This is a genomic window from Kluyvera sp. CHPC 1.2972, assembly GCF_036759925.1.
Lineage (GTDB): Bacteria > Pseudomonadota > Gammaproteobacteria > Enterobacterales > Enterobacteriaceae > Kluyvera.
In genome coordinates this window covers 208,012-234,691 of record NZ_JAPKIB010000001.1, presented here as the reverse complement: position 1 = coordinate 234,691, position 26,680 = coordinate 208,012, and the positions used below count along the sequence as shown (strand labels likewise).

Below are 26,680 nucleotides of genomic sequence, written 5' to 3'. Positions count from 1 at the left end.
AGCGTGAGCATGGATATCAGCGATTTTTATCAGACATTTTTTGACGAGGCCGATGAACTACTGGCCGATATGGAACAGCATCTGCTGAACCTGGTGGTGGACGACCCTGATGCTGAACAGCTGAATGCTATTTTCCGCGCCGCGCACTCCATCAAGGGCGGGGCGGGAACCTTCGGCTTCTCGGTGCTGCAGGAAACGACGCACCTGATGGAGAACCTGCTGGACGACGCACGTCGCGGGGAAATGCAGCTCAGCACCGATATTATCAACCTGTTTTTGGAAACCAAAGATATTATGCAGGAACAGCTCGACGCCTATAAAAGCTCCACCGAACCGGACGCTGCCAGCTTCGAATATATCTGCAATGCGCTGCGTCAGCTGGCGCTGGAAGCAAAAGGTGAAAGTGTCCCTCCCGTGGCGGGTAGCGCGCGCTTAAGCGTCGTTGACAACGCTCCGCAGGAGACTGAATCCGCGACGCCAGCAGAGGCCTCCGCTGCGGCAGGTAAAAAGCAAATCACGCTCTCACGCCTGAAAGCGGGCGAGCCGGATATGCTGGAAGAGGAACTGAGCAACCTGGCGACCCTAAGCCAGGTCAGCAAAACCGCCGACAGCCTGAGCGCGGTCATTGATGACAGCGTGGATGAAGACGATCTCGTCGCCGTGCTGTGCTTTGTGATTGAAGCCGACCAGATTGAATTCTCGGCCGCGCCGGCGACGGTTGAAGAGGCGCCTGAAGAAGCGGAAGTCCCCGTCGAGGTTGCGCTAGCGGCGCCTGCGGTTGCCGCACCTGTTGCCGCCGCAAGCCCTGCGGCACCCCGTGTGGAGCGAGAAAAACCGGCGGCCCGCAGCAGCGAGTCCACCAGTATTCGCGTGGCGGTAGAGAAGGTCGATCAACTGATTAACCTGGTCGGTGAACTGGTGATTACCCAGTCGATGCTGGCACAGCGCTCCAACGCGCTTGACCCGGTATCGCACGGTGACCTGATTACCAGCATGGGCCAGTTGCAGCGTAACGCGCGCGACCTCCAGGAATCGGTGATGTCGATTCGTATGATGCCGATGGAGTACGTTTTCAGCCGCTTCCCGCGTCTGGTTCGCGATCTTGCTGGCAAGCTTGGCAAGCAGGTCGAACTGACGCTGATGGGCAGCTCGACCGAGCTGGATAAGAGCCTCATTGAACGTATTATCGACCCGTTAACGCACCTCGTGCGTAACAGCCTGGATCACGGTATCGAACTGCCGGAAACCCGTCTGGCGGCGGGTAAATCAGCGGTGGGTAACCTGATTCTGTCCGCTGAACACCAGGGCGGCAATATCTGTATCGAAGTGACCGATGACGGCGCGGGGCTGAACCGCGAGCGCATTCTGGCGAAGGCGATGTCGCAGGGGATGGCAGTGAATGAAAGCATGACCGATGAAGAGGTTGGCATGCTGATCTTCGCGCCGGGCTTTTCCACCGCCGAGCAGGTGACCGACGTCTCCGGGCGCGGCGTGGGTATGGACGTGGTCAAGCGTAACATCCAGGAGATGGGCGGCCACGTTGAGATCCAGTCGAAGCAGGGCGCTGGCACCACCATCCGTATTCTGTTGCCGCTGACGCTGGCGATCCTTGACGGTATGTCGGTTAAGGTCAGCGAAGAGGTCTTTATTCTGCCGCTCAACGCGGTGATGGAGTCGCTGCAGCCGCGTGAAGAAGATCTGCATCCGCTGGCGGGCGGCGAGCGCGTGCTGGAAGTACGCGGCGAATATCTGCCGCTGGTCGAGCTGTGGAAAGCCTTTGACGTGCAGGGGGCTAAAACCGAAGCCACCCAGGGGATTGTCGTTATCCTGCAAAGCGCCGGACGCCGCTACGCGCTGCTGGTGGATCAGCTGATTGGCCAGCATCAGGTGGTGGTGAAGAACCTCGAAAGCAACTATCGCAAAGTGCCGGGGATCTCGGCGGCCACCATTCTTGGCGACGGCAGCGTCGCGCTGATTGTCGATGTCTCTGCACTGCAGGGGCTCAACCGTGAAAAACGTCTGGCGAGCACCGCCGCCTGATACGCAGAAAAAAGGGAACAACATGACCGGTATGACGAATGTAACAAAGCTGGCGGGTGAACCGACTGGGCAAGAATTCCTGGTATTTACGCTGGGCAATGAAGAGTACGGCATCGATATTCTGAAGGTGCAGGAGATCCGCGGCTACGATCAGGTGACGCGCATCGCCAACACCCCGGCCTTTATTAAAGGCGTGACCAACCTGCGCGGCGTGATTGTGCCGATTGTTGACCTACGCGTGAAGTTCAGCCAGGAAGACGTGGAGTACAACGACAATACGGTGGTGATTGTCCTGAACCTCGGCCAGCGCGTGGTGGGCATTGTGGTTGACGGCGTGTCCGATGTGCTGTCGCTGGCGGCGGAACAGATTCGTCCCGCGCCGGAGTTTGCCGTCACCCTCTCAACGGAATACCTGACCGGGCTTGGCGCACTGGGCGACCGTATGCTGATTCTGGTCAACATTGAGAAACTGCTCAACAGCGAAGAGATGGCGCTGCTGGACAGTGCTGCAAGCCACGCTGCCTGATAGAGAGCAACAGGGTTCATCGCTATAACACGATGAACCCTGTTTTAAATGTGATCCCCGCACTATTTTACGTGAGCGATACGAATATTTAAATAATGTGCGCTCGCTACATTCATAACGCTCAATTCTTCACTCGCCACTCTTTATTTTTATCGAACTATTAGATAGCCATGAAATATAAATATTTGCATGGAAAATGGTAAGCATTAAACAATAATTTATATATATATCTAATCTTTTTCTTTTCATGTTGGCTATATCGAAAATTCCCCGGCAGTGAACAAATAACAATCTAAATTGACGATAGATTAGTCTGCTAAGATATTTCCATGTTAAAAATAACGAATACATTTGTGTCTTTTGGTGTCTTAAAATGTTCGTCAGATATAAATAGATGGTTTCTTATTAATATTCAGACATGTTTATGTCGATGCTTGAAGTAAATTTCTAATCAATTGAATTATAAATTCATTAATTTGTAAAAATAACGACATAATGTGAAATGCAGAAAAGAAATGATTCTTAGTGATCGTCATCTTATTTTTTATTATTTTGCATGGAAAATAGAATCCCGCTGCAATTAATATTTTGGGCGTGGAGAGAAAACTTTCTTTCCCGTTATTAAATTCAAAAGTGGCAAAAACATAATCTTAAATATTGATTAAGGGATTTCTATGCGCGTAAAAACTGTAATGATTAAACCCTCTATTATCGCTCTGGCCATTACCGCAGCGGTAGGTGCTCCAACGTATGCGCTGGCTGCCAGCGGCGACTTCGCCTCGCCGGCCTATACGGCAACGCAGACCAAAGGTGAGATGGTTTATCAGGGTGATGACACGGCGATTTCTATTATGGGTTCCGTTCGTCTGTATGCCAAAGACGACTCCGCGCATAGCGTAGAACATAATATTCAAAATAACGACTCACGTCTTGGCGTGGCGCTGCGGCAGAAAATTAACGACAAAGGCTATTACGCCGCCGGGTATTACGAAACCGGGATGCACGGTCTGGATTCGGCTACTGACGATCAGGGTAACGATGTTTATACCCGCCAGGCCTATGCGGGTGTCGGCAATGAAAAATACGGCGTGGTGACCTTCGGTAAACAATATGCACCAACCGACTGGGGGCTGGGTATTGATACCACTTATGCCTACGGTGGTAAGGCAAAACACGACACCGCAGGGATGTCGACCGATATTATTAACTCGGCGGCGATTTACTATTACAACACCAAAGCATTGACCGTGGGTGTGATGGGCCAGGGCAACGACGACGTGGATAAAATTGGCTTCGGTAGCGGCTACGGCGACGGCCCGGATATGCACGACGCCTATCATGACGGTTCGGCAACCGTGCATGGCGGTGCCGCGCTGGCAGCGCAGTACCGCTTCGATAATGGCTTCGCTATTTCCGGCGCGGCAGCGTACAACAACTATACGGTGAATCAGGGAACGGAAACATACGATAGAGGTTTCGGCCCGAATGGAGGCACTGTACCGGTCACCTATGTCACCGGCCCATCCTACGATGGTAATACCTATTCCATGGGGATGAACGCGAAATACACCGCCAACTTTGACGGCTTCACCTGGTATAACGCCGCCCAGGCGACCTACTACCTCAACAAAGTGGATGATGTCACGGCGGCGAGAGGCACAACCAGTAACACGACCGATGACCAGGAAACGATCCTCGGCCTGGAGTATGCCTCTCAGTTCAAAATTACTCCTGAGTGGAGCGTGTATGCGAACTTTGATTGGACCGAAGGCGGTGACGCGATGGACGGCCAGCACTTCCAGTCCACCACGCTGGGCACGGATTACTGGTTAGGCAAAAACGCCGTGACCTATATCGAGTACGGCTATGAGAAAGCCAGCGGCAATACCGACGAGTCGTATAACGTCTCCGATCACCTTGCCGCCGTCGGTCTGCGTATCTTTATCTAAACCGCGTTTTACCCCGTCTCTGGCCAGTGAGGCGGGCTGTTTTTTTCATTGCGCTTGAGTATTGCTTTTCGGTCGTCAGGGGAGGGGAGTCGACTTCGGGGCGACGGTGAAAGGTTTTTTGAAGGATTTAGCCAGACCGGGAGGTCTGGCTTTTGTTTGGGTGCTATTCCCGGCGGCGCTTCGCTTGGCCGGGCTACATTCGAGGGTAGCCCGGCCAAGCGAAGCGCCGCCGGGAACGGCTCAGATATTATGTCCTACTCGTAGCTTGCCAGAACTTCCACGATTGCTTTTGCTGGCCCAGCCTCGACCTCTCCGGTTGTGCGGACGAAACGTGCCGCCATTTTTATGGTGCCATCACCGTTAATGCCTGCACTGTCAATCGCGTAATCAGAAGAGCTGTAAGCGGAAGAATTTAAGGTATAGGCGTAGACCCAGCTATTCAGTTGTACAGGGCTGGCCGGAGTATCACCGAGCGTCGCCAGATCGCCCCACGCCAGTTGGATACCATAACCCTGTACATCAGCATCGAGAATGCCATTTGTGACATCAATGGCTGGGGTGTAGGGTACGATCTGAATGCGGATGGGCTTATTTTTAACGCTGTTGGCGGTGGTCGAAGAACCTGAAAGATATCCACCATACCCAGCGGCATTAGGGCAGGAGAGGGAGAAACTGGCGTCGGTCCAGGCCGATTTTCCGCCGTTCGCATTTGTGCTGTTGAAGGAGCCCAGTTCAACGGTTTTACTGCCGCCCACCATATCGCAGGTACCAAGTTGTATATTTAGTGAACCTGCGAAGGCTGTACTCGCCCAGATAACGTGACGGGAGTCTTTATACGTTGGGCCAGTGATGGTATCCGAGGAACTTGTCGGCGTACGCATATGCAATAACGTTGGGCCGGTGAAATCTAATGTGCCATCAGTAGGGAGGTCGCCAGGGATCTTCCAAAGATAAACATCGAACCAATTTGCCATACTACCATTACTTCTTGAGTATTCGTATTGGGTATCAGGCCATGCAGGCACTGTTAATTGATTCTCACTTGAGGAACTTGGTTCAACATTAATAACCGATATACCTAATCCAGATATATTAGTGCTATAGATTTTATGTGTTTTCCCATTGTAGCTTGGTTCCATAGGCAATTTATTTGAAGAGGATGTATTGTCCAGGGTCATGACCCAATCTACACTTGCACTACAAACTGCTGTACTTAATGTCGTCGCTTTGTTTCTGGCCGAATAGAGAACCGTATAGTCTGGGATATTGTTACCAAGAATAACTTTAACATTAGGGAGCGTAAACGTTCCTGATTTCATCGACTCCGGGCAGGAGATCACTGAGGCTTTTGCATTTGAAATGTTAAAAAACATCATTATTATAAATAAGTTATTCCGCCACATAACATCACTCCCTTGACTGAATGGCTTTATGGCCCACAACATACAATAATTCAGTCAAGAAAGATATACGTCTTTTTTGTTTTATTGCTTAATGTATAAAGCAATATTATTAAATGGATTTAAACATTACTCATTTGTATGTAAAAGCGAACTGGGGAGCGTTGTATTTTAATATAAAACTACCATAGTTCAGCAAGAAAAGATATTATATATCATCTCTGGTGTGGGATTTAATTATTACGTTGACGGGCATTTAGCTATAAAAGCAATCTATAGCAATGCTATAAATAATACTGATGGTTTGTCTATTTGAACACCATCTTATTGGGAATGGTATGGGATTAACTGGGGGGGATAAAAGATTTTCGGCCGGAAATAGCCAGGACCGAGCCCTGGCTTTAGCTTTGCGCGTCTCCCGGGGTCACTGCGTTCGCCCGGGCTACATTCGAGGGTAGCCCGGCCAAGCGAAGCGCCGCCGGGAACGGCTCAGATATTATGTCCTACTCGTAGCTTGCCAGAACTTCCACGATTGCTTTTGCTGGCCCAGCCTCGACCTCTCCGGTTGTGCGGACGAAACGTGCCGCCATTTTTATGGTGCCATCACCGTTAATGCCTGCACTGTTAATCGCGTAATCAGAAGAGCGGTAAGCGGAAGAATTTAAGGTATAGGCGTAGACCCAGCTATTCAGTTGTACAGGGCTGGCCGGAGTATCACCGAGCGTCGCCAGATCGCCCCACGCCAGTTGGATACCATAACCCTGTACATCAGCATCGAGAATGCCATTTGTGACATCAATGGCTGGGGTGTAGGGTACGATCTGAATGCGGATGGGCTTATTTTTAACGCTGTTGGCGGTGGTCGAAGAACCTGAAACATATCCACCATACCCAGCGGCATTAGGGCAGGAGAGGGAGAAACTGGCGTCGGTCCAGGCCGATTTTCCGCCGTTCGCATTTGTGTTGTTGAAGGAGCCCAGTTCAACGGTTTTACTGCCGCCCACCATATCGCAGGTACCAAGTTGTATATTTAGTGAACCTGCGAAGGCTGTACTCGCCCAGATAACGTGACGGGAGTCTTTATACGTTGGGCCAGTGATGGTATCCGAGGAACTTGTCGGCGTACGCATATGCAATAACGTTGGGCCGGTGAAATCTAATGTGCCATCAGTAGGGAGGTCGCCAGGGATCTTCCAAAGATAAACATCGAACCAATTTCCCATACGAGAACCTTTTTTTGAGTATTCGTATTGGGTATCAGGCCATGCAGGCACTGTTAATCTATTCCCACTTAAGGAACTTGGTTCAGCATTAATAACCGATATACCTAATCCAGATATATTAGTGCTATAGATTTTATGTGTTTTCCCATTGTAGCTTGGTTCCATAGGCAATTTATTTGAAGAGGATGTATTGTCCAGGGTCATGACCCAATCTACACTTGCACTACAATCTGTCATACTTGTTGCCGTAGATTTGTTTCTGACCGAATAGAGAACCGTATAGTCTGGGATATTGTTACCAAGAATAACTTTAACATCAGGGAACGTAAGCGTTCCTGATTGCATCGACTCCGGGCAGGAGATCTCTGAGGCTTTTGCATTTGAAGTGTTAAAAAACATCATTATTATAAATAAGTTATTCCGCCACATAACATCACTCCCTTGACTGAATGGCTTTATGGCCCACAACATACAATAATTCAGTCAAGAAAGATATTATAAGATATCTTAACTATACGTATTTTTTTTGTTTTATTGCTTAATGTATAAAGCAATATTATTAAATGGATTTAAACATTACTCATTTGTATGTAAAAGCGAACTGGGGAGTGTTGTATTTTAATATAAAACTACCATAGTTCAGCAAGAAAAGATATTATATATCATCTCTGGTGTGGGATTTAATTATTACGTTGACGGGCATTTAGCTATAAAAGCAATCTATAGCAATGCTATAAATAATACTGATGATTTGTCTATTTGAACACCATCTTATTGGGAATGGTATGGGATTAATTGGGGGGGATAAAAGATTTTCGGCCGGAAATAGCCAGGACCGAGCCCTGGCTTTAGCTTTGCGCGTCTCCCGGGGTCACTGCGTTCGCCCGGGCTACCCTTGAACGTAGCCCGGGGTCACTGCGTTCGCCCGGGCTACGTTCAAGGGTAGCCCGGCCAAGCGAAGCGCCGCCGGGAACGGCTCAACCCTTACATATTCTGCTGCACAACCTCGGCTTCAACTTCCTCAAGCTGACCTTCGTTTTGCGACAGCATCGCCGTCGCCACGCCGTTACCCAGCACGTTGATAGCCGAACGACCCATATCGAGGAAGTGGTCAATCCCCATCAGCAGCAGGATGCCCGCCACCGGAATGTTGAAGCCAGGAATGGTCGCTGCCAGTACCACCAGCGCAGAGCGTGGCACACCGGCGATACCTTTAGAGGCCAGCATCAGCGTCAGCATCAGCACGGCAATCTCAGAGAAGCTCAGGTGGATGTTGTACGCCTGGGCAATAAACATTGAAGCGAATGAGCAGTACACCATCGAACCGACCAGGTTAAACGAATAACCAATTGGCAGAACGAACGACACGATGTTGCGGGAGCAGCCGAATTTGGTCAGCTGTTCCAGGGTTTTCGGGTAGGCCGCTTCGGAGCTGCTGGTGGTGAACGCTACCAGCACCGGATCTTTCAGCATGCTCAGCAGACGGAAAACCTCTTTCTTCAGCACCATATAGCCGAGCGCCACCAGCACGCAGCAGGTCAGCAGAATCGCCACATAGTAGCCGCCGATGAACGATGCATAGTTAAGCAGAATGCCCAGACCTTCGGTGGCGATAACCGAAGAGATAGCGGCGAAGATGGCCAGCGGTGCAACGTACATCACGTAACCGGTCACCTTCAGCATGATATGGGACACCACGTCCAGTGCGGCAACCAGCGGGGCGTTGAACTTCTGACCCAGCGACGCGCCGCCGATACCGAAGAACATCGAGAAGACCACAATCTGCAGAATTTCGTTATCCGCCATGGCGCCGACGATGCTGGTCGGAATGGTATGGGAAAGGAAGCCCTTCAGGCTCATACCGCCCACTGCCAGACCGGTTTCCACCGCGTCTTTTGGCACCGACAAATTCAGGCCGCTGCCCGGATGCTGCAGGGTCACGATAAACAGACCCACCAGAATAGAGAGCACCGAAGAGCTGATAAACCAGACCATCGCTTTACCGCCCACGCGGCCGATAGTGGAGGTTTCGCCGAGCTTCATGATCCCGACCGTCAGGGTGCTAAAGACCAGCGGTGCGATAACCATTTTGATTAGTCGCAGGAATATATCGGTAAGCAGAGTGATGTTGCTGGACCAGACTTGAATCGTTGTTGCGGATGCATAGGAATGGATCATTGCGCCGGTCAGAATGCCTGCCAGCATGAAAATCACGATAAAAACCGTGAGTTTATTAGCGTTTGCCACGAAAAATTACCCCGTCAGATTACAAAAGTGTCGTGCGATGAAAAATGCTTTTTTAGTTATGTAATGTCATTAATCATTCACCACATAAATTGTATGAAAATGCGGTGATTTACAACTTTTTTTTATATCTTATAAAAAGCGTTGTTATTCAGTGACTCGCGCCAGCCCCGTTTTGCCCCCACGATTTTTACCCGCCCGCCGCATAAAGTTTCTTTTTGGGATGCCGATAACAGCCGTAACAAGTCATAGAGAAGGTGCTGTATGTTAAACCGTATCCGCGTTGTCACGCTGCTGATGTTGGTGCTGGTCGTCTTCGCACTTTTGCAGTTAGTCTCCGGGGGCTTTCTGTTCTCCTCGTTGCATCAAAACCAACAAAGCTTTGCGCTATCTAATACGCTTCGAACCCAACAAACCGAGCTCACGAAATCGTGGGATCTTTTACTGCAAACCCGTATCAACCTCAGCCGCTCCTCGGCGAGGATGATGATGGATGCGGCCAATCAGCAGAGCAGCGCCAAAACTGAACTGCTGAAAAATGCGCGCGCCACGCTGGAACAGGCTGCCGGTCACTTCGCGCGGTTTAGCGAAACTCCCGCGCTGCCAGCAATGAACGAGGCCAGCGAGCAGGTGGCCAAAACCTATCAACATTATTATGCCGCGCTCCAGGAACTGGTCGGCTTCCTTGAAGCGGGCAATATGGATGCCTATTTCGCTCAGCCGACGCAGGGCATGCAGAACGCGCTGGGCGAGGCGATGACGCAATATGCTAGCCAAAGTGAAGCGCTCTATCAGAACGCCTTTACCACCAGTAGCAGCGACTATCAGATAGCCCGTTGGCAACTGCTGGTGCTGGCGGTGGTGCTGGTCATGGTGATGGTCGGTGCCTGGTTTGGCATTCGCGCCATTCTGCTGAAGCCGTTGGCATCGGTAATGGGCCATATCCGCCATATCGCGGCGGGTGACCTGACACCTACGCTTTCGCTTCGCGGGCGTAACGAAATCACCGAACTGGCCGACACCGTGAATCACATGCAGGCCTCGCTGATTGATACCGTGACGCACGTTCGTTCGGGTGCTGAAGCGATTTACCACGGCACCAGCGAGATTGCGGCGGGAAATAACGATCTCTCGGCGCGCACCGAACAACAGTCGGCTTCGCTCGAAGAGACCGCGGCCAGCATGGAACAGCTGACGGCAACCGTGAAGCAGAACGCCGAAAACGCCCGTCAGGCTTCGCATCTGGCGCAAAGCGCCTCTGAAACCGCCCAGCGCGGCGGCAACGTGGTGAACGGTGTGGTGAACACCATGCATGAAATCGCCGCCAGTTCGCAGAAAATCTCCGATATTACCGGCGTTATCGACGGTATTGCCTTCCAGACCAATATTCTGGCGCTGAACGCTGCTGTTGAAGCGGCGCGCGCCGGTGAGCAGGGGCGCGGCTTTGCGGTGGTGGCCGGCGAGGTGCGCAATCTGGCAAGCCGCAGCGCCCAGGCGGCAAAAGAGATCAAAGCATTAATTGAAGATTCCGTCTCCCGGGTCGATACCGGTTCTGTACTGGTAGAAAGTGCGGGAGAAACCATGACCGATATCGTCAATGCGGTCACCCGCGTGACCGACATTATGGGCGAAATCGCCTCGGCTTCCGATGAACAGAGCCGCGGGATCGACCAGGTGGCGATTGCCGTCGCAGAAATGGACAGCGTCACCCAACAAAACGCCGCGCTGGTGGAAGAGTCGGCAACGGCCGCCGCCGCGCTGGAAGACCAGGCCGAACGTCTGAATCAAGCCGTTGCGGCTTTCCGCCTTAACGTCACGTCCGCACAGCATGCGACAAAAACTGCCCCGGCCCCGATAGCGGCGAAACGCCTCGCGTCGAGTGGTGAACGGGCTGCCGACAGTAACTGGGAAACCTTTTAATTTTATCCGCGGTCTTTGCCGCCTTTAGGAGTGTGGTGATGCTTTATCGTATTCGAATCTCTACCACGTTGTTTCTGATTTTGATTCTCTGCGGCATTTTGCAGATTGGCAGTAACGGACTCTCTTTTTGGGCTTTTCGCGATGGGCAAAGCAATATTAATCAGATAGACCAGAGCAGCCAGCAGTTGAACACCTTGACCGAGTCTCGCGCCGCGATGCTGCAGGCCAGCACCATGCTCAACAAGGCCGGTACGCTGACCGCGCTGAGCTATCCGCCGGATGAAGTGCGCAGCATTGTCGATGACGTGAAGCAGAATTTGTCGCAGGCCGACGCGCTGTTTCAGGGCTTTATGGCATTGCCGCTGATGAGCGAGCACGACAAAGAGCTGCAGGCGCAGACGGCGACCACCTTTACCGCCTGGCATGAAATGTTAGCCCACCAGACGGCCTGGCTTGAGAATAACCAGCTGGCGGAGTTTGTGGCGGCGCCGGTACAAAAATCACAGGACCAGTTTGATAACGACTACGAAAGCTGGCGCAAAAATATCGAGAACTACGTCTCCGCCGCCGAACGCGAAAGTCAAAGCGACTACCAGCGTTCGACCATCACCTTTATTGGCATGGTGATTATTTCGGTACTGATCACCGTCGGCGCGCTGTGGTGGGTACGCCATATGGTGGTTAAGCCAATGGAGATCATCAGCCGTCACTTTGACAACATTGCCCACGGTAATCTGGCGCGGCCAATTTCCGTCTACGGCAAAAACGAAATCAGCGCCATCTTTGCCGGTCTGAAAACGATGCAGCAATCGCTGCGCGACACCGTCGGACAGGTGCGGGAAGGCAGCTATGCGATGCATACCGGGATTTCGGAAATTGCCGCAGGCAACAACGACCTCTCTTCGCGTACTGAACAGCAGGCCGCTTCGCTGGCGCAAACCGCCGCCAGCATGGAGCAGCTGACCGCCACCGTTAGTCAGAACGCCGATAATGCCCGTCAGGCGTCTCATCTGGCGCACGGTGCGGCGGATACGGCAAAACGCGGCGGCGAGCAGGCTTCTCATGTGGCTCGCACTATGCACAACATCGCCACCAGTTCACGCAAGATCAGCGACATTATCAGCGTAATTGACGGTATTGCTTTCCAGACCAACATTCTGGCGCTGAACGCCGCGGTGGAAGCCGCGCGTGCGGGCGAACAGGGGCGCGGGTTTGCGGTGGTGGCGGGGGAAGTCCGTAACCTGGCCAGCCGCAGCGCGCAGGCGGCAAAAGAGATCAAAGGGCTGATTGAAGAGTCGGTGGCTCGCGTGCAGGAAGGGTCGGCGCTGGTGGAAACCTCCGCCAATACCATGACCGAGATTGTGCAGTCGGTGACCCGCGTGAACGACATTATGGGTGAAATTGCCTCCGCCTCGGACGAGCAGCGTCGCGGCATTGAGCAGGTTGCACAGGCGGTGACGCAGATGGACCAGGTCACTCAGCAGAACGCCTCGCTGGTCGAAGAGGGGGCGGCGGCAACGCAGCAGCTTGCTGACCAGGCCGATCGCTTAACCAACGTGGTATCGATATTTGCCCTGGAAGAAGTGAAAGCGGCGGCCCCGCGCGAGAGCGTAGAGCTGGCCGCGGTACCCGCAGTTTCCTGAATGATGTGATGTAAGAAGGCGCTATGACTGTATCTCTGCCAAATGGGCAATCGCAATTATTGAGTCAACTGACACAGCGCCTGACGCTTACCGACGGTCAATTCCGTCGGATATGTCAACTGATCTACCAGCGCGCCGGTATCGTGCTGGCCGATCACAAGCGTGACATGGTTTACAACCGCCTGGTACGACGTTTACGTACACTGAACCTCGATGACTTTGGTCACTACCTCAGTCTGCTGGAGGCCAACGGCGACAGTCCGGAGTGGCAGGCGTTTATTAACTCGTTGACCACCAACCTGACGGCGTTTTTCCGTGAGGCGCACCACTTTCCGACGCTGGCGGAGCACGCCGCGCGTCGGCAGGGAGAATATCGGGTGTGGAGCGCGGCGGCCTCGACCGGGGAAGAGCCTTACTCCATCGCGATTACCCTTGCCGACACGCTGGGTACCGCGCCGGGGCGCTGGAAGGTCTATGCCAGCGACATCGATACCGAAGTACTGGAAAAGGCGCAGAGCGGCATTTACCGCATGGATGAGCTGAAAACGCTCTCCCAGCAGCAGCTTCAGCGCTATTTCATGCGCGGAACCGGGCCGCATTCTGGCCTGGTGCGTGTGCGAGCCGAACTGGCGAACTATGTGGATTTCTCCACGCTGAATTTGCTGAATGCCCACTACCAGGTGCCGGGGCCGTTTGATGCGATCTTCTGCCGCAACGTGATGATCTATTTCGATAAGACCACGCAGCAGGAGATCCTCAAACGCTTTGTGCCGCTGCTGAAACCGGACGGCCTGCTGTTTGCCGGGCATTCGGAAAACTTCAGCCATCTGGCCCGTGAGTTCAGCCTGCGCGGACAAACGGTCTATGCGTTAAGTAAGGGAAGAACATGAAAAAAATAAGGGTCCTCTCCGTGGATGATTCGGCGCTGATGCGGCAGATCATGACGGAAATCATCAACGAGCATGACGATATGGAGATGGTGGCCACCGCGCCGGATCCGTTGGTCGCTCGCGACCTGATAAAAAAATTTAATCCTGACGTACTGACGCTGGACGTCGAAATGCCGCGCATGGACGGCCTCGACTTTCTTGAAAAGCTGATGCGCCTGCGCCCGATGCCGGTGGTGATGGTGTCATCACTGACCGGAAAAGGCTCAGAAGTGACGCTGCGGGCGTTGGAGCTGGGGGCGGTGGATTTCGTCACCAAGCCGCAGCTCGGTATTCGCGAAGGGATGCTGGCCTACAGCGAGACCATCGCCGAGAAAGTGCGTGCCGCATCGCGCGCGCGTATCAGCGCCCACAAGCCGCTGCCCGCACCGGTGACGCTGAAAGCAGGCCCGCTGCTCAGTTCCGAGAAACTGATTGCCATTGGCGCGTCGACCGGCGGCACCGAGGCGATTCGCCACGTGCTTCAGCCGCTGCCGCTCTCCAGTCCCGCGCTGCTGATCACTCAGCATATGCCGCCGGGCTTTACCCGTTCGTTCGCCGAGCGGCTCAACAAGCTCTGCCAGATAACGGTGAAAGAGGCGGAAGACGGCGAGCGCGTGCTGCCGGGCCACGCCTATATCGCGCCGGGCGATAAACATATGGAGCTCGCGCGTAGCGGGGCTAACTATCAAATCAAAATTCACGACGGGCCGCCGGTTAATCGCCATCGCCCGTCGGTTGATGTGCTGTTTCATTCGGTTGCGAAGCACGCGGGGCGCAATGCCGTGGGGGTGATCCTCACCGGTATGGGCAACGATGGTGCGGCCGGGATGCACGCGATGTATCAGGCGGGAGCCTGGACCATCGCGCAGAATGAAGCCAGTTGTGTGGTGTTCGGCATGCCGCGTGAGGCCATCAATACCGGTGGCGTCAGCGAAGTGGTCGATCTTAGCCAGGTAAGCCAGCAGATGCTGGCAAAAATCAGTGCCGGACAGGCAATACGTATTTGATCAGGAGAATTATTTTATGGCGGATAAAGAGCTTAAGTTTTTGGTTGTGGATGACTTTTCCACCATGCGTCGCATCGTGCGCAACCTGTTAAAAGAGCTGGGATTTAACAACGTTGAAGAAGCAGAAGACGGCGTAGATGCGATGAACAAACTGCAGACCGGCGGTTTTGGTTTTGTGATCTCCGACTGGAACATGCCAAACATGGACGGCCTCGAGCTGCTGAAAACCATTCGCGCTAACGGCGCTATGGCAGCGATGCCGGTATTGATGGTGACGGCGGAAGCGAAGAAAGAGAACATCATTGCTGCCGCACAGGCTGGGGCCAGCGGATACGTGGTGAAGCCATTCACTGCGGCGACCCTGGAAGAAAAATTGAACAAAATCTTCGAGAAACTGGGCATGTAAGGTGACGAACATGATGCAATCTTCCATCAAGCCCGGCGAGGAACACTCCGCCGCGGATATTATTAGCCGCATTGGCAATCTGACCCGTATGCTGCGCGATAGCCTGCGCGAGCTGGGGCTGGACCAGGCCATTGCGGAAGCGGCGGAGGCGATACCCGATGCCCGAGATCGTCTCGACTACGTGGTGCAGATGACCGCGCAGGCGGCGGAACGCGCGCTCAACAGCGTGGAGGCTTCTCAGCCGCATCAGGATGAAATGGAGAAGGGTGCAAAAGCGCTGACGAAGCGTTGGGACGCCTGGTTTGAGAATCCCATTGAGCTTGCCGATGCTCGCGAGCTGGTGACCGATACTCGTCAGTACCTTGGCGACGTGCCGGGGCACACCAGCTTTACCAACGCGCAGCTGCTCGAAATCATGATGGCGCAGGATTTCCAGGACCTGACCGGTCAGGTTATCAAGCGCATGATGGACGTGATTCAGGAGATTGAGCGCCAGCTGTTGATGGTGTTACTGGAGAACATTCCTGAGCAGGGCGCTCGTCCTAAACGTGAGAACGATAGCTTGCTCAACGGCCCTCAGGTCGACAGCTCCAAAGCCGGTGTGGTTGCCAGCCAGGATCAGGTTGACGACCTGCTGGACAGCCTCGGCTTCTAAGATTACGCCCCCGGCGTCACGATGCTCGGCCGGGCTACCTTCAAAACGTAGCCCGGCCGAGGCGGTCACGCCGACGCCGGGGTAAACCCCTCTGCATTTCCCGAAAATGAAACCAGCGTCACGTTGGCTTACGCCTGAGTGCCACCCCGTTATATAGACTTGTCATAATTATTGCGCTTAAATAGTTATCAATGAGACCTGCAACAATATTTATTTTTCAATCCTTGCTATTCATTAAGGTCGGAATGTTATTGCCCAAATAAATTCGGGAGTGTTCATGCGAATATTACGCGACAGTGATTTTTTTCATTCAGAGCAGCATGCATTTTGCCTTTTCACCATGGACAATCAGTTAATGGAAGGTGTACATGGGCATGAATTTGATGAATTGGTTATTGTCCGCGATGGCAGCGGGTTTCATATTATTAATGATATTGTCCACTTTATTTGTAAGGGTGATTTCTTTCTCGTTACAAAAAATGATACGCATAGCTACGTTTCGACTAATCACCTGTCGGTGATTAATATATTAATTCGCAGAAATCACAACTTTCATTTTTTACAGCATATCGACACGCTGTTGCAGTGCGTGACAACGCAGCTGCAGTCGCGTAAGGACCGCACGCTGACGTCGAGTGAACTGGCAAATATTGAAGGTTGGAGCGAGCAGATCATTGCGCGCAATGAGCACGACTACGACACGCTCTATTTTTCGCAGTGTGAAGCGGCATTTCTCAACGTGATCAACACGCTTTGCCTATGTGGCCGTCAGGGAGAGACGCTTAGCGTCGAGGAAAAAGGACGCGCAAGTCTTATCAAAACGCTGAAATCCAACAGCCTTCGGCAGCTCGACTGGAGCGCACTTAGCGATGACAACGGCGTCGCGCGGCGCACGATGTTTCGCTTTATCAAACGCATTACCGGCTACACCCCGGTGAAATTTCAGATGCTGTTTCGGGTGCTCAAAGCCCAGGAACTGCTCCGCACTACCGACAAAACGGTCAGCGAAATAGCCGCGCGCTGCGGCTTTATGAATGCGATTAGATTAACCGAATCGTACAAACGCTATTTTAATTATTCACCCACCCATGAACGAGAACTGCATTCACGGGTGTTAACGCAGATCTGATTTTCGGCTAATAACAAAAAACGACAGTAATTTTATCTCAACAATCGCGGTGAGAGGGGATTCTGCACGCGTCTTCTTTCACTTCTCAGCATTAAGGGATACGTTATGGCAAGAAATAGCACACCCGGCCCCTGGTATATTGGGGTGGTGTCAGGAATGGCATCGTATATTGATTCTGCCGCCATTGTCTCTAATGGTACCGCGCTGGTTATTTATCAAAAAACCATTGGCATTACCGCGCTAGAAATTGGCATTTTATCTGGCCTGTTAACCCTCTGTATTGCCGCCGGGGCGTTCTGCGGTGGCCGGCTTGGCGACCGCATTGGACGGCGTAACGTCTTTATTATCACCATGGCGATGATCGTTATCGGCACGCTGGCGTTGGCGTTTGGGCTGAGCTTCCACTTCCTGGTCATTGGTACGCTGCTGGTGGGATTGGCTACCGGGGCCGATTTACCGGTGTCGCTGGCGACCATCTCTGAAGCGGCGAACGATGATAACCGCGGCAAAATTATCGGCCTGTCGAACCTGCTGTGGCTGGTGGGGATCGGCGCGACGATGGGGATCTCAGCGGTCGTGGGCGATTGGGGGCGGATTGGCGCGCAGATCATGTATATGCACGTCGGGTTGGTGGCGGCAGTGCTGCTGATCCTGCGCTGGTCGATTCCTGAATCGCCGCTGTGGCTCGCCGCTCGCGACGAGCAGCGTCGGGGCGTGGCGACGGTCCGTGCGCAGAAAAACGGTTGGCGCGACCTGCTGGATCGCACATACCTGTGGCCGTTTCTCTCTCTATGCGCTTTTTACACCTTCACCAATCTGGCGGCCAATACCGGTGGGCAGTTTGGCACCTTTGTCGCCGTCAACGTGGTGGGGATCTCGGTGAGCACCAACTCGCTCTGGGGGCTGTTGATCCTGCCGGTCAGCGTCGCCTCGGGACTGCTGTTTATGCGCATTGTTGATACTTCAAAGCGCATTCCCTTTTTCATCTTTGGCGCGGTGATGATGTCCGGCGGCTACTTTGTGCCGGTACTGCTGAATTTCTCGCCGCTCTCATGGTTTTGCTGCCTGCTGTTTACCAATATCGGTACCGGCTTTGCCTTTGAAGGGATCATGAAAGTGTGGGCTCAGGAGTCGTTCCCGACCATGCTGCGCGCCACCGCCCAGGGGGTGATCGTCGGCGTGGCCCGCTTGACCTGCGGCCTGCTGGCCTTCGTCACACCGGTGCTGCTGAGCGCCGGGCCGATGGTGCTCTACTGCCTGCTGACGGCGGTTGTGGTCGTCGGCATGGTCATTGGCTGGCTGTGCTTCCACGGCAAGCAGCGTAATGAATTTAATGCAGAAACGGAAATGGTCGCGGCGGCGGATGCGCGGGCTGCGTCACATGACACGATGCGGGTGAAAGCCTGAACACGACGTTATTGAGGGAATAATTATGTTGGCAGTAGAGAACGTTACGCTTAACTATGAACGCTCGCTGGCGGGCTGCGAGACGCTCCCGGTATTCGGCTGGACCATCAGTAGCAGCTTACGCAATGTCGTGCAGCGCAGTTGGCGGCTGCAGTTGGCAACATCGGTCAGTTTTGATGACCCTTGTTATGACAGCGGTGACATCCACGATGACCGCTCGAACAACGTGGTGCTGCCTGCGTTTGTCTGTGCGCATTCCACTCGCTACTACGTGCGGGTTCGCATCACCGACAATCACGGCCAGAGCAGCGACTGGAGCCCGGAGGCTTCGTTTATCACCGGCCTGCCTGCCGAGGCGTGGCAGGGCGAATTTATCTCAGCGGAGACATCGCAGGATAAAGCCGAGTCGAAAGGGACGTTGCTTCGCCATGAGTTCACCCTGCCGCAGGGCGCTGATATCGTTTCGGCAGTGGTTCATGCCAGCGCGCTGGGGCTTTATCAGCTGTGGCTTAACGGGGAAAAGGTCGGCTGCGACGAGCTGGCACCAGGCTGGACCAGCTATCACCACCACCTGCTGTACCAGACCTGGGACGTGACCGAACGGCTACGGGAGGGCACGAATGCCATCGGGGCGATGGTGGGGGCGGGCTGGTACAAAGGGGATATGAGCTTTAACCGTTACCGCAACTACTACGGCGAGCAGACCGGGTTTATCTGCCATCTGGTCGTCACACTGCGCGACGGTAGCCAGCAGATCATTGCCAGCGACGGAGGCTGGCTGGGCAGCGACTCGGCGATTCTGTTCTCGGAAATCTATGATGGTGAAATCTACGACGCTCGGCTCGAACAGCGCGGTTGGAGTGAGCCCGGCTTTGCGGCGCAGGGCTGGCGCGCGGTGAACGTGCTGAGCGCCGACCGTGCGGCGCTGCAGCCGCAAACAGCCTGCCCGGTGCAAGAGATTGAACGCCTGACGCCGCGTGCGCTGTTCACTACGCCGAAAGGCGAGACGGTGCTCGATTTTGGGCAGAACCTTAGCGGCTGGGTCGAGTTTTGCGTGCGCGGCGAAGCGGGTGACAACGTTTCACTGCGTCATTTTGAGGTGCTGGACGCGGAGGGTAACGTCTATCTGGACAACCTGCGCACCGCCAAACAGCGCATTGACTACACGCTGCGCGGCGACGGTGAGGAACGTTATCACCCGCACTTTACCTTCCAGGGCTTCCGCTACGTGATGATTGAGCGCTGGCCGGGGACGCCGACGCTGGATGATTTTACCGCCGTGGTGCTGCATTCGGCGATGACCCCAACCGGCCATATTGAGACCTCAAACGCCGATCTGAACCAGCTTCATCATAATATTCTCTGGGGGCTCAAGGGGAACTTTGTCGACATTCCTACCGACTGCCCGCAGCGCGATGAACGCCTTGGCTGGACCGGCGATGCGCAAATCTTCTGCCGTACCGCCAGCTATCTGATGCAGACGCACACCTTCTTTGCCAAGTGGCTGGTGGATCTTGCGCATGACCAGACGCCGGAAGGCGGCGTGCCGCACGTGATCCCCGATATTCTGACCGGGAAATGCGATAACGATCGCTTCCTGTCGCACGGGCGCACCCACTCGTCCGCTGCATGGGCCGATGCGGCAGTGATCAACCCGTGGACGCTGTACCTGATGTATGGCGATACCCAGACGCTGGCGCGACAGTACCAGAGTATGAAGGCCTGGGTGGAGTTTATGCGGGCCAACGCGGTCGACAATATGTGGTCGTGGAAGCTGCAGTTTGGTGACTGGGTGGCGCTGGATGCTCGCGAGGGCAGCTATTTTGGTGCGACGCCGAACGAACTGACCTGCATGGCCTACTACGCGCTGTCGACGCAGCTGCTGGCGAAGTCGGCGAAGGTGCTCGGCCACATGGAAGATGCTGAACGTTACACGGCGCTGCACGCGTCGATCGTCGACAGCTTCCATCGCGAATTCTTTACCCCGAACGGCAGGCTGGCGGCGAGAACGCAAACCGCGCATATTCTGGCGCTCTACTTCCAACTGGTGCCGGAGGCCTATCGCGAACGTACGGTGCAAACGCTGCTGACGCTGCTGGAGGAGCAGGATGGGCATCTGGTCACCGGGTTCGTCGGCACGCCGTACTTCTGCCATGCCCTCAGCGAGAACGGTCAGGCCGATGCGGCGTGGCAGCTGCTGATGAAGGAGGATTTCCCTTCCTGGCTGTATCAGGTGAAGGCCGGGGCAACCACTATCTGGGAGCACTGGGACGGCGTGAAGCCGGACGGCACCATGTGGAGCCCGGATATGAACTCGTTTAATCACTATGCCTACGGCGCCATCGGCGAATGGCTGTACCGGGCAGCGGCGGGGATCAACACCGAAGAAGCTGCGCCGGGCTTTAAGCGCTCGGTGCTGCACCCCATTCCCGGTGGCAATCTTCAGTGGCTGAAGGCGCGCTACGCTTCGGTTTATGGCGATATCGGCGTTAACTGGGCGTTGGAGCCGGCGAAGGGGGGCCAGACGGTGACGCTGGACGTTGAGATCCCGCCTAATACCTGTTCAACGCTGGTGCTTGACGGGGCGCATACGCTGCTGGAGACGGACGGTATCGATTTTGCACCAGTTGCTGAGGGTTACCGCGCGCAGGTGGGGTCTGGTCGTTATCGGGTGATATTCCAGCGTTGAGGATAAGGGCAGCGACGGTGCGTTGAGCCGTCGCTGCTGTTCGCATTACCGTAGGTCCATCTGCACGGTGATATTGCCTTCAAAGCTCCCCGGTTCCGGTCGGCTTGAGGTGGTGCTGACCGGTGCGGCTTTCATTTTTATGCTGCCATTACCCTGTTCATCCAGCGTGACCGGAAAGGTGGCGGTACCGTCGAGTACTACGTTTTGCGACGCGTCATCGTACATTCTGATACCGAGGTCGCTCCTTCCTACTAGCTTCGCGATATAAGATTGGCTTCCGTCCACCACGCCCTGATCGGCAGAAAAGGTGATCTTAATTTTATCGTCATTGCCCACGGCGGGCCCGTCGCAGTGGTAGGCGATATCGACGTTCTTCAGGGTAAAACTCTGAGGTGGCTGACCCGGGCTGACGAACTGACTGTTGACGATGGCGCCAAAATCGACCTCGATCGTGCTTCCGGCGTTGATGGTGCAGGAGAGCGGCGCCGTGAGCCGTCCGCTAAACCAAATATTGGAGACCTGTTCTGCCTCAGCGCTTGAACAGGTGTCAGAGCCAAAAAAGAGGCAGGTAAAGTACTGCAGCACCAGGGTTGAGGGAATGATCTCTTCGCCGAGAATGGGTTTCTTGATATAGAGATTAGCGCGAATGACGTTCCATTTGAATGTGCGCTTCACGCTGGCTCCTCCGGAGGGGCGCGTGCTGTCGCTGCAGATATCCGCCGTCTTTTCCGTATACGAATAGGTCTCCTGAACGCTCGGCATATTGCCGTGGTTGGTGGGATAAGCGGTGATTTTCATCTCCGTCAGGCCGCTTCCACTCGGATTATTGATAGCATCGCTATAGCCGGACAGGGCAATATCGACGTTATCAGTCAGATAAGCGTAGCCGCTTACGCCCGCCGTTAACGGGCTGCCGGAGTAGGTGGCCTCAAACACTTTGGTTGACGAGAATAGGTTATTCGGGCAGGCGCAGTTTGCGGTCATTTCACCGCCGCTCCCAACCAGGTAGCCTCCGGCATCAAAGGACTTACTTACCGTGTTTTCGCTGCTGCTTAATTCATGCTCGTAGGTAATGGCGTACTCTTGCGGTGAGTCGAAGCAGCCCTGTAGCACCGTGGCCTGAGAAGTGCCTAATGGGAGCAGGGACAGGGAAAAAGCGATAGCGGCGTTTACAGCGTGACGCATAGTGTTATTCCTGTTGGCAGTGAGCACTGGCGAAATGGATACCGGCAGGGTTAGGGGCCCGCTCAGCGGGAGAGATGGCTGCGGTGGCGCGGCACTGCTGGGCGTCCTGGCTCCCCCATTTCACGGTGACCTGGAAGGTGTCAGGGACGCCCGCGAGATAGACCGCGCCGGTGTCGTCAACGATGCCGGTAATGGCGCCATCATTGGCGGTAACGACGGCGCCAAAAGGAATCAATTGGCCCTGCGTATCTTTGAGCGTCAGCATGACCCGATAACCGACATGAGCGACAAATGCTGCCGCCACCGCCGCATTGCGGCTGGGTATCACGGTGGTCGCCGTTTCGTTGGTATCGACGTTTTCTGGCAGATTGCTGGTGTCTATGCGGATGTCATTTTTTTGGTATGGCGTCAGTGACGGGATGACCGCGTTACCCTGCCAGTCGGTGCGAATGCCGTGCTGATTCTGAAAACGGATCCCTTTAGCCCCTTCGGCAGAAACAATCGCGAACTGCTCTCCCAGCGGTTGCGACAACGTCACCCCGCGTGGGTGAACGACGATACCGCCGCTGGCGCCAAGGCTAACCTGCTGGGCGCTGCCAGAGGACATGGAGTAACCCGCATTGAGATTGGCGTACTGCGAACGGTAGCTGCCATAGATGCTGCTGGAATCGGCGGCATCATGGTTGCTGTGACTTTGCTGCAGGGAATAGCTCAGACGCTTATCGTCCAGCAGCATACCGCTTACCCCAATATTTTGCCGCGTATAGCCATGTTTGCTGTTACTGATGTTGTAGCTTGACCACGCATTGGGTAACCAGCGGCTAAGCGGCACGCTTAACCCAAAGGAGACCATTTGATTATCCGGCTGGTCGCTGGTTTTGCTGTAGGTGTAGGCCAGATGGTAGCTTACACCGTTGATAGTGGTGTTTATCCCGGATGAGAGGCTGCGTTCTGTTCGCGATGTCCCCCAGAAGTCTTGCTGGTAGCCATTGAGATAGATACTGCTGCCGAGCAGCGTTTGGCTGATACTGGCCTGCAGACGGTTACGCTTGTTGTAGTGGAAGAGGTAGTCGTCTTCATTCCCATCATATTTTTGGTTAGCGTCGCTAAAGCTGTAGTACCCCTGGGTGGAGTAGCGATAGCTGGCGAGGGTAAAGTTGGTGTCGGTGGTGTCTATTTTGCCGGAATAGAGCAGACGCCAGGATTGCCCGGTACTCTGCTTGTCGTTATCCAGGGTGGTTTTTGCGTAGGTCACATCCGCTGAAACCGCGCCGAAATCCCCTAGTGCGATGCCGATCCCCGCGTTTGCTGACTGATAATCTTGCGACAGGGTAGCGCCGCCAAACAGCGTGGCGCTATTGTTCAGGCCATACACCAGGCTTCCCTGGGTAAACAGGGGTTCTTTTTGTTCGCCGCCGCTGTCAGCCCGGTAGCGCGCCGCAGTCGCTTCATAAGTCATTTGCCCTGGGCGAAGCATCACGGCGACGCTTGAAAAGGGCAGCGTGAAGCGATGCTCGCTGCCGTCTGACTCTTTGACGGTGACCTCAAGATCGCCGCTGTTGGTAGTCGAGTAGAGATCGCTGATTTCAAATGCGCCCGGTGCGACGTTTTGTTGGTAAATCAAATAACCGTTTTGCCGAACGGACACCACGGCATTGGAGTTTGCGGTACCACGAATAACGGGGGCGTACCCGCGCTGGCTATAGGGCAGCATTTCATCATCAGAAGCCAGGTTTACGCCGGTATACAGGATGCTATCGAACACATCGCCACGGGTGTTGCTTTCACCTAATGTCAGTTGGCTTCGCAAGAAATCGATATCATGCTGAAGGTAGGAACTGATGACATTCCATTCGTTTTCACCATCGGACCGGCTGGCAGTGGTGTAATTACGTAATCGCCAACCGCCCAGGTTGATGCCGCTGTGCAGATTCAGATACTGACTGTCGGTGGTGTTATGGTCCTCATCGCTGACTTTGGCACCCGAAAAACTATAATCGGTAAACAGGACCGGTACGCCATCATCCCAAAGTGAAGGCGCAATACCGTCGCGTGCGAGATTAATAATCGCGGCCTGAGGCATGCTGATGCGCAGCGTCATAGCGGAAAAATCAAACGTGACGGCCGCCAGAGGGATGTAGTGCCCAATCGGTGCGGGCAGCGGTTTATCCGCCTCAGCGGCGGCCAGTTTGGGGTAATTGTCGACCTTAATGCCCCATAGCCTCAGCATTTTCGGCGTTATCTGCGCCTGCAATGCGCCATCTTCCCCGCTCTTATAGGTGATGGTTTCATCAGCAATTTGTGTGTCATTCAACCGTATACGTGAGGACCAGGTGCCCGGCATCTGACCATTCTCACGGGAAAAAATGGTCAGATCGGTATTTTGCTGCATGGTGGCATCCCCCTCAAGTGATGAGGCCGAGAAGTAAAATTCCCGTGCAGAGGCCAGCCCCGATGCAACAAGCAAAATACTCAGCAACCCTAGATGCGGGGTGAGTTTAAACGACGACGTTTGCGCTGAGCCAGGGGGGTTGGGAGACCGTTTTTTGAGCATCTCGAAAGATCACTCCTTGCCCAGCGTCGAAGAATAAGACTGTGACGCGTTTCCGTAATCCGTGAGGCAGCGCCAGGTGACTTGACTGCCGGTAGCGTTGGCTGGCAGCGTGAACGAACGGGTACTGAATGGCGGCACCATATCGACGGTACGAAGGGAGGTTGCTCCCAGGTGCATGCTATCGAAAACGGTATAATACGCATGCGGATTCGTAACCTGCAGCGTATTGCCCTGGCGCGTGAAGCGAAGCTTTTCGCAGCTTTCTGCCTGCGAACCTTTCAACTGTTTCGGTCGCCAGAATAGCTTTAGACGGGTCTTATAAATCAGGCGCAGAACATTTTTTCCTTCGTCCTCTTTGGCAGAAGCGGGAATGGTGCGCACGTTCATATAGAACAGCGTCTCTTTATTTTCTGGGAGGGCGGTGCCGTTCCAGGCAATGCGTAGATTTTGTTCTTTTTGCGGATCAAGGCGAAAGAGCGGTGGCGTGACAATAAAGGGGCCGCGTGTTTTTTCATCGCCGATATCTGTCCATGACTGAATAAGCCAGGGGAGTTCGCTATCGGTATTGGTTAACGGAAGCGAGACCTCTTTTTTTCCTGCTTCATAGATAATTCGCGTACGGCCAACCTGGATACCGCTGGCAGGGCAGATATGCGAATAAAATACAGGCACTAATAATGTCAGCATAATAACGGAACGCATAAATAAAACCCGTAATTGAATTTGTGGTTATTATTTCAGTGGGCAATATGGCCTGATTTTAGTGTCAGGCCATATTAAGTGACGTTATCGATAGAGAATGTTAACGGTAAGGTCAGCATCCGCTGGGCCTGCGGTCACCGTACTGCTAAAGGATTTATAGCGGGCGTTAAACGACGCCCTGATGGTATCTTCGGTGCTGGTTGGCAGTTCGATGTAGACCTGTTCCTCGGTGCCATCGAATTTCAGCAGCGTGGTATCCGCGTCTTTAGGGCTGACGGCAACACCCACGCCCGTAGCGGCGGTGCTACCGGTAGTCGTGATTTTACTGACATCCAGCAGTGATGTTGACCCCGTCAACGTTGTTGTGCCGTTAAAGGTCAACTGCACGGCTGGCAGGCTGTCGGTGGTGAGAGGGCAGTTAGCTAATACAATGGTAAACAGGGTTTTGGTTGACTCAACGCCTGTGCTGGTAAACAGTGAGGTGGGAAAAGTACCCAGTTCTACGGTGCTTTCGGTGCCGCTGGTACCAGAGATTGTGCAGCTTGGTGAAATAATCTCACCGGTGAAGTGTATTTTGCCAGCACCTTCCTCTGCGCTAAAGCCTGGGAATGAATAGCCGGATAGTAGAGCCAGTAAAACAATACCTTGTTTCATCTTCATGATTGAATAGTCCCTTATCTGTTGATGCTCTATCTTAGATAAAAATTATCTTTAAATGATACTAAAAACAAAACAATGCTGAGTATACAGATGATTTTGCGTGTGACTAATTATCCGTGGCGTTGATATTTATACTGTTTTTATGATGATTGATATTAATGTATTCATGGTTGCTGGTTATTATAATTATTGTGATTGTATCAATGCGTTCTTATATGATGGTAATGGTCATTTGTTTTCAGTTGAACGATATTTTTATGGGCTTTTTCACTGTTTTTATATCTTATTCCATCAATATTAAATTTCACTTAAATGTTATTTAAATAATTATCATGTTGATATTTTGGCTTCCCATATCGTGAAATGATCCTGAAAACTATGCGTACCTGGCGACGTAAACCCTGAAAAGAGC

19 protein-coding genes are annotated in these 26,680 nt (G+C 53.7%); 12 read left to right on the top strand and 7 right to left on the bottom strand.

The window, feature by feature from the left end; all coding sequences use genetic code 11:
• Window positions 1-9 precede the first annotated feature (9 nt).
• From cheA to V6944_RS01185, 3 genes are all read left to right on the top strand, one after another.
• Window positions 10-2,040 carry a chemotaxis protein CheA gene (cheA, locus tag V6944_RS01195; RefSeq protein ID WP_333497906.1) on the top strand — a complete coding sequence of 677 codons (2,031 nt, stop codon included), beginning with the start codon at window positions 10-12 and terminating at the stop codon, window positions 2,038-2,040.
• 22 nt (window positions 2,041-2,062) lie between these two features.
• The gene (gene cheW / locus V6944_RS01190) at window positions 2,063-2,566 is read left to right on the top strand and encodes a chemotaxis protein CheW (RefSeq protein ID WP_035895231.1); all 504 of its coding nucleotides are present in this window, start codon (window positions 2,063-2,065) and stop codon (window positions 2,564-2,566) included.
• Window positions 2,567-3,240: 674 nt separating this feature from the next.
• Window positions 3,241-4,515: a porin gene (locus tag V6944_RS01185; protein WP_333497581.1), complete on the top strand. Its 1,275-nt coding sequence runs from the start codon at window positions 3,241-3,243 to the stop codon at window positions 4,513-4,515.
• Between the two features lie 254 nt (window positions 4,516-4,769).
• Here the strand turns inward: V6944_RS01185 and V6944_RS01180 are convergent, their stop codons facing one another.
• The 3 genes from V6944_RS01180 to V6944_RS01170 all read right to left on the bottom strand — a co-directional run bounded on the left by V6944_RS01180 (window position 4,770) and on the right by V6944_RS01170 (window position 9,385).
• A complete protein-coding gene (locus tag V6944_RS01180; protein ID WP_333497580.1) occupies window positions 4,770-5,918 on the bottom strand; it encodes a fimbrial protein in 1,149 nt (382 codons plus the stop codon).
• 500 nt (window positions 5,919-6,418) lie between these two features.
• The gene (locus V6944_RS01175) at window positions 6,419-7,567 is read right to left on the bottom strand and encodes a fimbrial protein (protein ID WP_333497579.1); all 1,149 of its coding nucleotides are present in this window, start codon (window positions 7,565-7,567) and stop codon (window positions 6,419-6,421) included.
• A gap of 555 nt (window positions 7,568-8,122) precedes the next feature.
• Window positions 8,123-9,385: a dicarboxylate/amino acid:cation symporter gene (locus V6944_RS01170; RefSeq protein ID WP_333497578.1), complete on the bottom strand. Its 1,263-nt coding sequence runs from the start codon at window positions 9,383-9,385 to the stop codon at window positions 8,123-8,125.
• A gap of 261 nt (window positions 9,386-9,646) precedes the next feature.
• Here V6944_RS01170 and tar point away from each other — a divergent pair, with 261 nt between their 5' ends.
• The 9 genes from tar to V6944_RS01125 all read left to right on the top strand — a co-directional run bounded on the left by tar (window position 9,647) and on the right by V6944_RS01125 (window position 21,167).
• The gene (gene tar / locus V6944_RS01165) at window positions 9,647-11,302 is read left to right on the top strand and encodes a methyl-accepting chemotaxis protein II (RefSeq protein WP_333497577.1); all 1,656 of its coding nucleotides are present in this window, start codon (window positions 9,647-9,649) and stop codon (window positions 11,300-11,302) included.
• 38 nt (window positions 11,303-11,340) lie between these two features.
• Complete coding sequence (locus V6944_RS01160) at window positions 11,341-12,945, top strand: methyl-accepting chemotaxis protein (RefSeq protein WP_333497576.1); 1,605 nt, start codon at window positions 11,341-11,343, stop codon at window positions 12,943-12,945.
• Between the two features lie 23 nt (window positions 12,946-12,968).
• Window positions 12,969-13,835: a protein-glutamate O-methyltransferase CheR gene (gene cheR, locus V6944_RS01155; RefSeq protein ID WP_185667550.1), complete on the top strand. Its 867-nt coding sequence runs from the start codon at window positions 12,969-12,971 to the stop codon at window positions 13,833-13,835.
• On the top strand, window positions 13,832-14,881 hold the full coding sequence (locus V6944_RS01150; RefSeq protein WP_333497575.1) for a protein-glutamate methylesterase/protein-glutamine glutaminase: 1,050 nt from the start codon (window positions 13,832-13,834) through the stop codon (window positions 14,879-14,881). Before cheR ends, V6944_RS01150 begins: the two co-directional genes overlap by 4 nt.
• Before the next feature lie 16 nt (window positions 14,882-14,897).
• The gene (cheY, locus tag V6944_RS01145) at window positions 14,898-15,287 is read left to right on the top strand and encodes a chemotaxis response regulator CheY (protein WP_185667552.1); all 390 of its coding nucleotides are present in this window, start codon (window positions 14,898-14,900) and stop codon (window positions 15,285-15,287) included.
• Window positions 15,288-15,297: 10 nt separating this feature from the next.
• Complete coding sequence (cheZ, locus tag V6944_RS01140) at window positions 15,298-15,942, top strand: protein phosphatase CheZ (RefSeq protein ID WP_333497574.1); 645 nt, start codon at window positions 15,298-15,300, stop codon at window positions 15,940-15,942.
• 277 nt (window positions 15,943-16,219) lie between these two features.
• Complete coding sequence (locus tag V6944_RS01135; protein ID WP_333497573.1) at window positions 16,220-17,071, top strand: helix-turn-helix domain-containing protein; 852 nt, start codon at window positions 16,220-16,222, stop codon at window positions 17,069-17,071.
• Between the two features lie 156 nt (window positions 17,072-17,227).
• Window positions 17,228-18,478: an MFS transporter gene (locus V6944_RS01130; RefSeq protein WP_333497572.1), complete on the top strand. Its 1,251-nt coding sequence runs from the start codon at window positions 17,228-17,230 to the stop codon at window positions 18,476-18,478.
• 25 nt (window positions 18,479-18,503) lie between these two features.
• A complete protein-coding gene (locus V6944_RS01125) occupies window positions 18,504-21,167 on the top strand; it encodes a family 78 glycoside hydrolase catalytic domain (RefSeq protein ID WP_333497571.1) in 2,664 nt (887 codons plus the stop codon).
• Between the two features lie 45 nt (window positions 21,168-21,212).
• Here the strand turns inward: V6944_RS01125 and V6944_RS01120 are convergent, their stop codons facing one another.
• The 4 genes from V6944_RS01120 to V6944_RS01105 form a co-directional block, all read right to left on the bottom strand.
• A complete protein-coding gene (locus V6944_RS01120) occupies window positions 21,213-22,352 on the bottom strand; it encodes a fimbrial protein (RefSeq protein ID WP_333497570.1) in 1,140 nt (379 codons plus the stop codon).
• A 4-nt stretch (window positions 22,353-22,356) separates the two neighbouring features.
• Window positions 22,357-24,819 carry a fimbria/pilus outer membrane usher protein gene (locus V6944_RS01115; protein ID WP_333497905.1) on the bottom strand — a complete coding sequence of 821 codons (2,463 nt, stop codon included), beginning with the start codon at window positions 24,817-24,819 and terminating at the stop codon, window positions 22,357-22,359.
• A 96-nt stretch (window positions 24,820-24,915) separates the two neighbouring features.
• Window positions 24,916-25,608 carry a fimbrial biogenesis chaperone gene (locus V6944_RS01110; RefSeq protein ID WP_333497569.1) on the bottom strand — a complete coding sequence of 231 codons (693 nt, stop codon included), beginning with the start codon at window positions 25,606-25,608 and terminating at the stop codon, window positions 24,916-24,918.
• An 84-nt stretch (window positions 25,609-25,692) separates the two neighbouring features.
• Window positions 25,693-26,268, bottom strand: a complete 576-nt coding sequence (locus V6944_RS01105) for a fimbrial protein (protein ID WP_333497568.1) — start codon at window positions 26,266-26,268, stop codon at window positions 25,693-25,695.
• Window positions 26,269-26,680 lie beyond the last annotated feature (412 nt).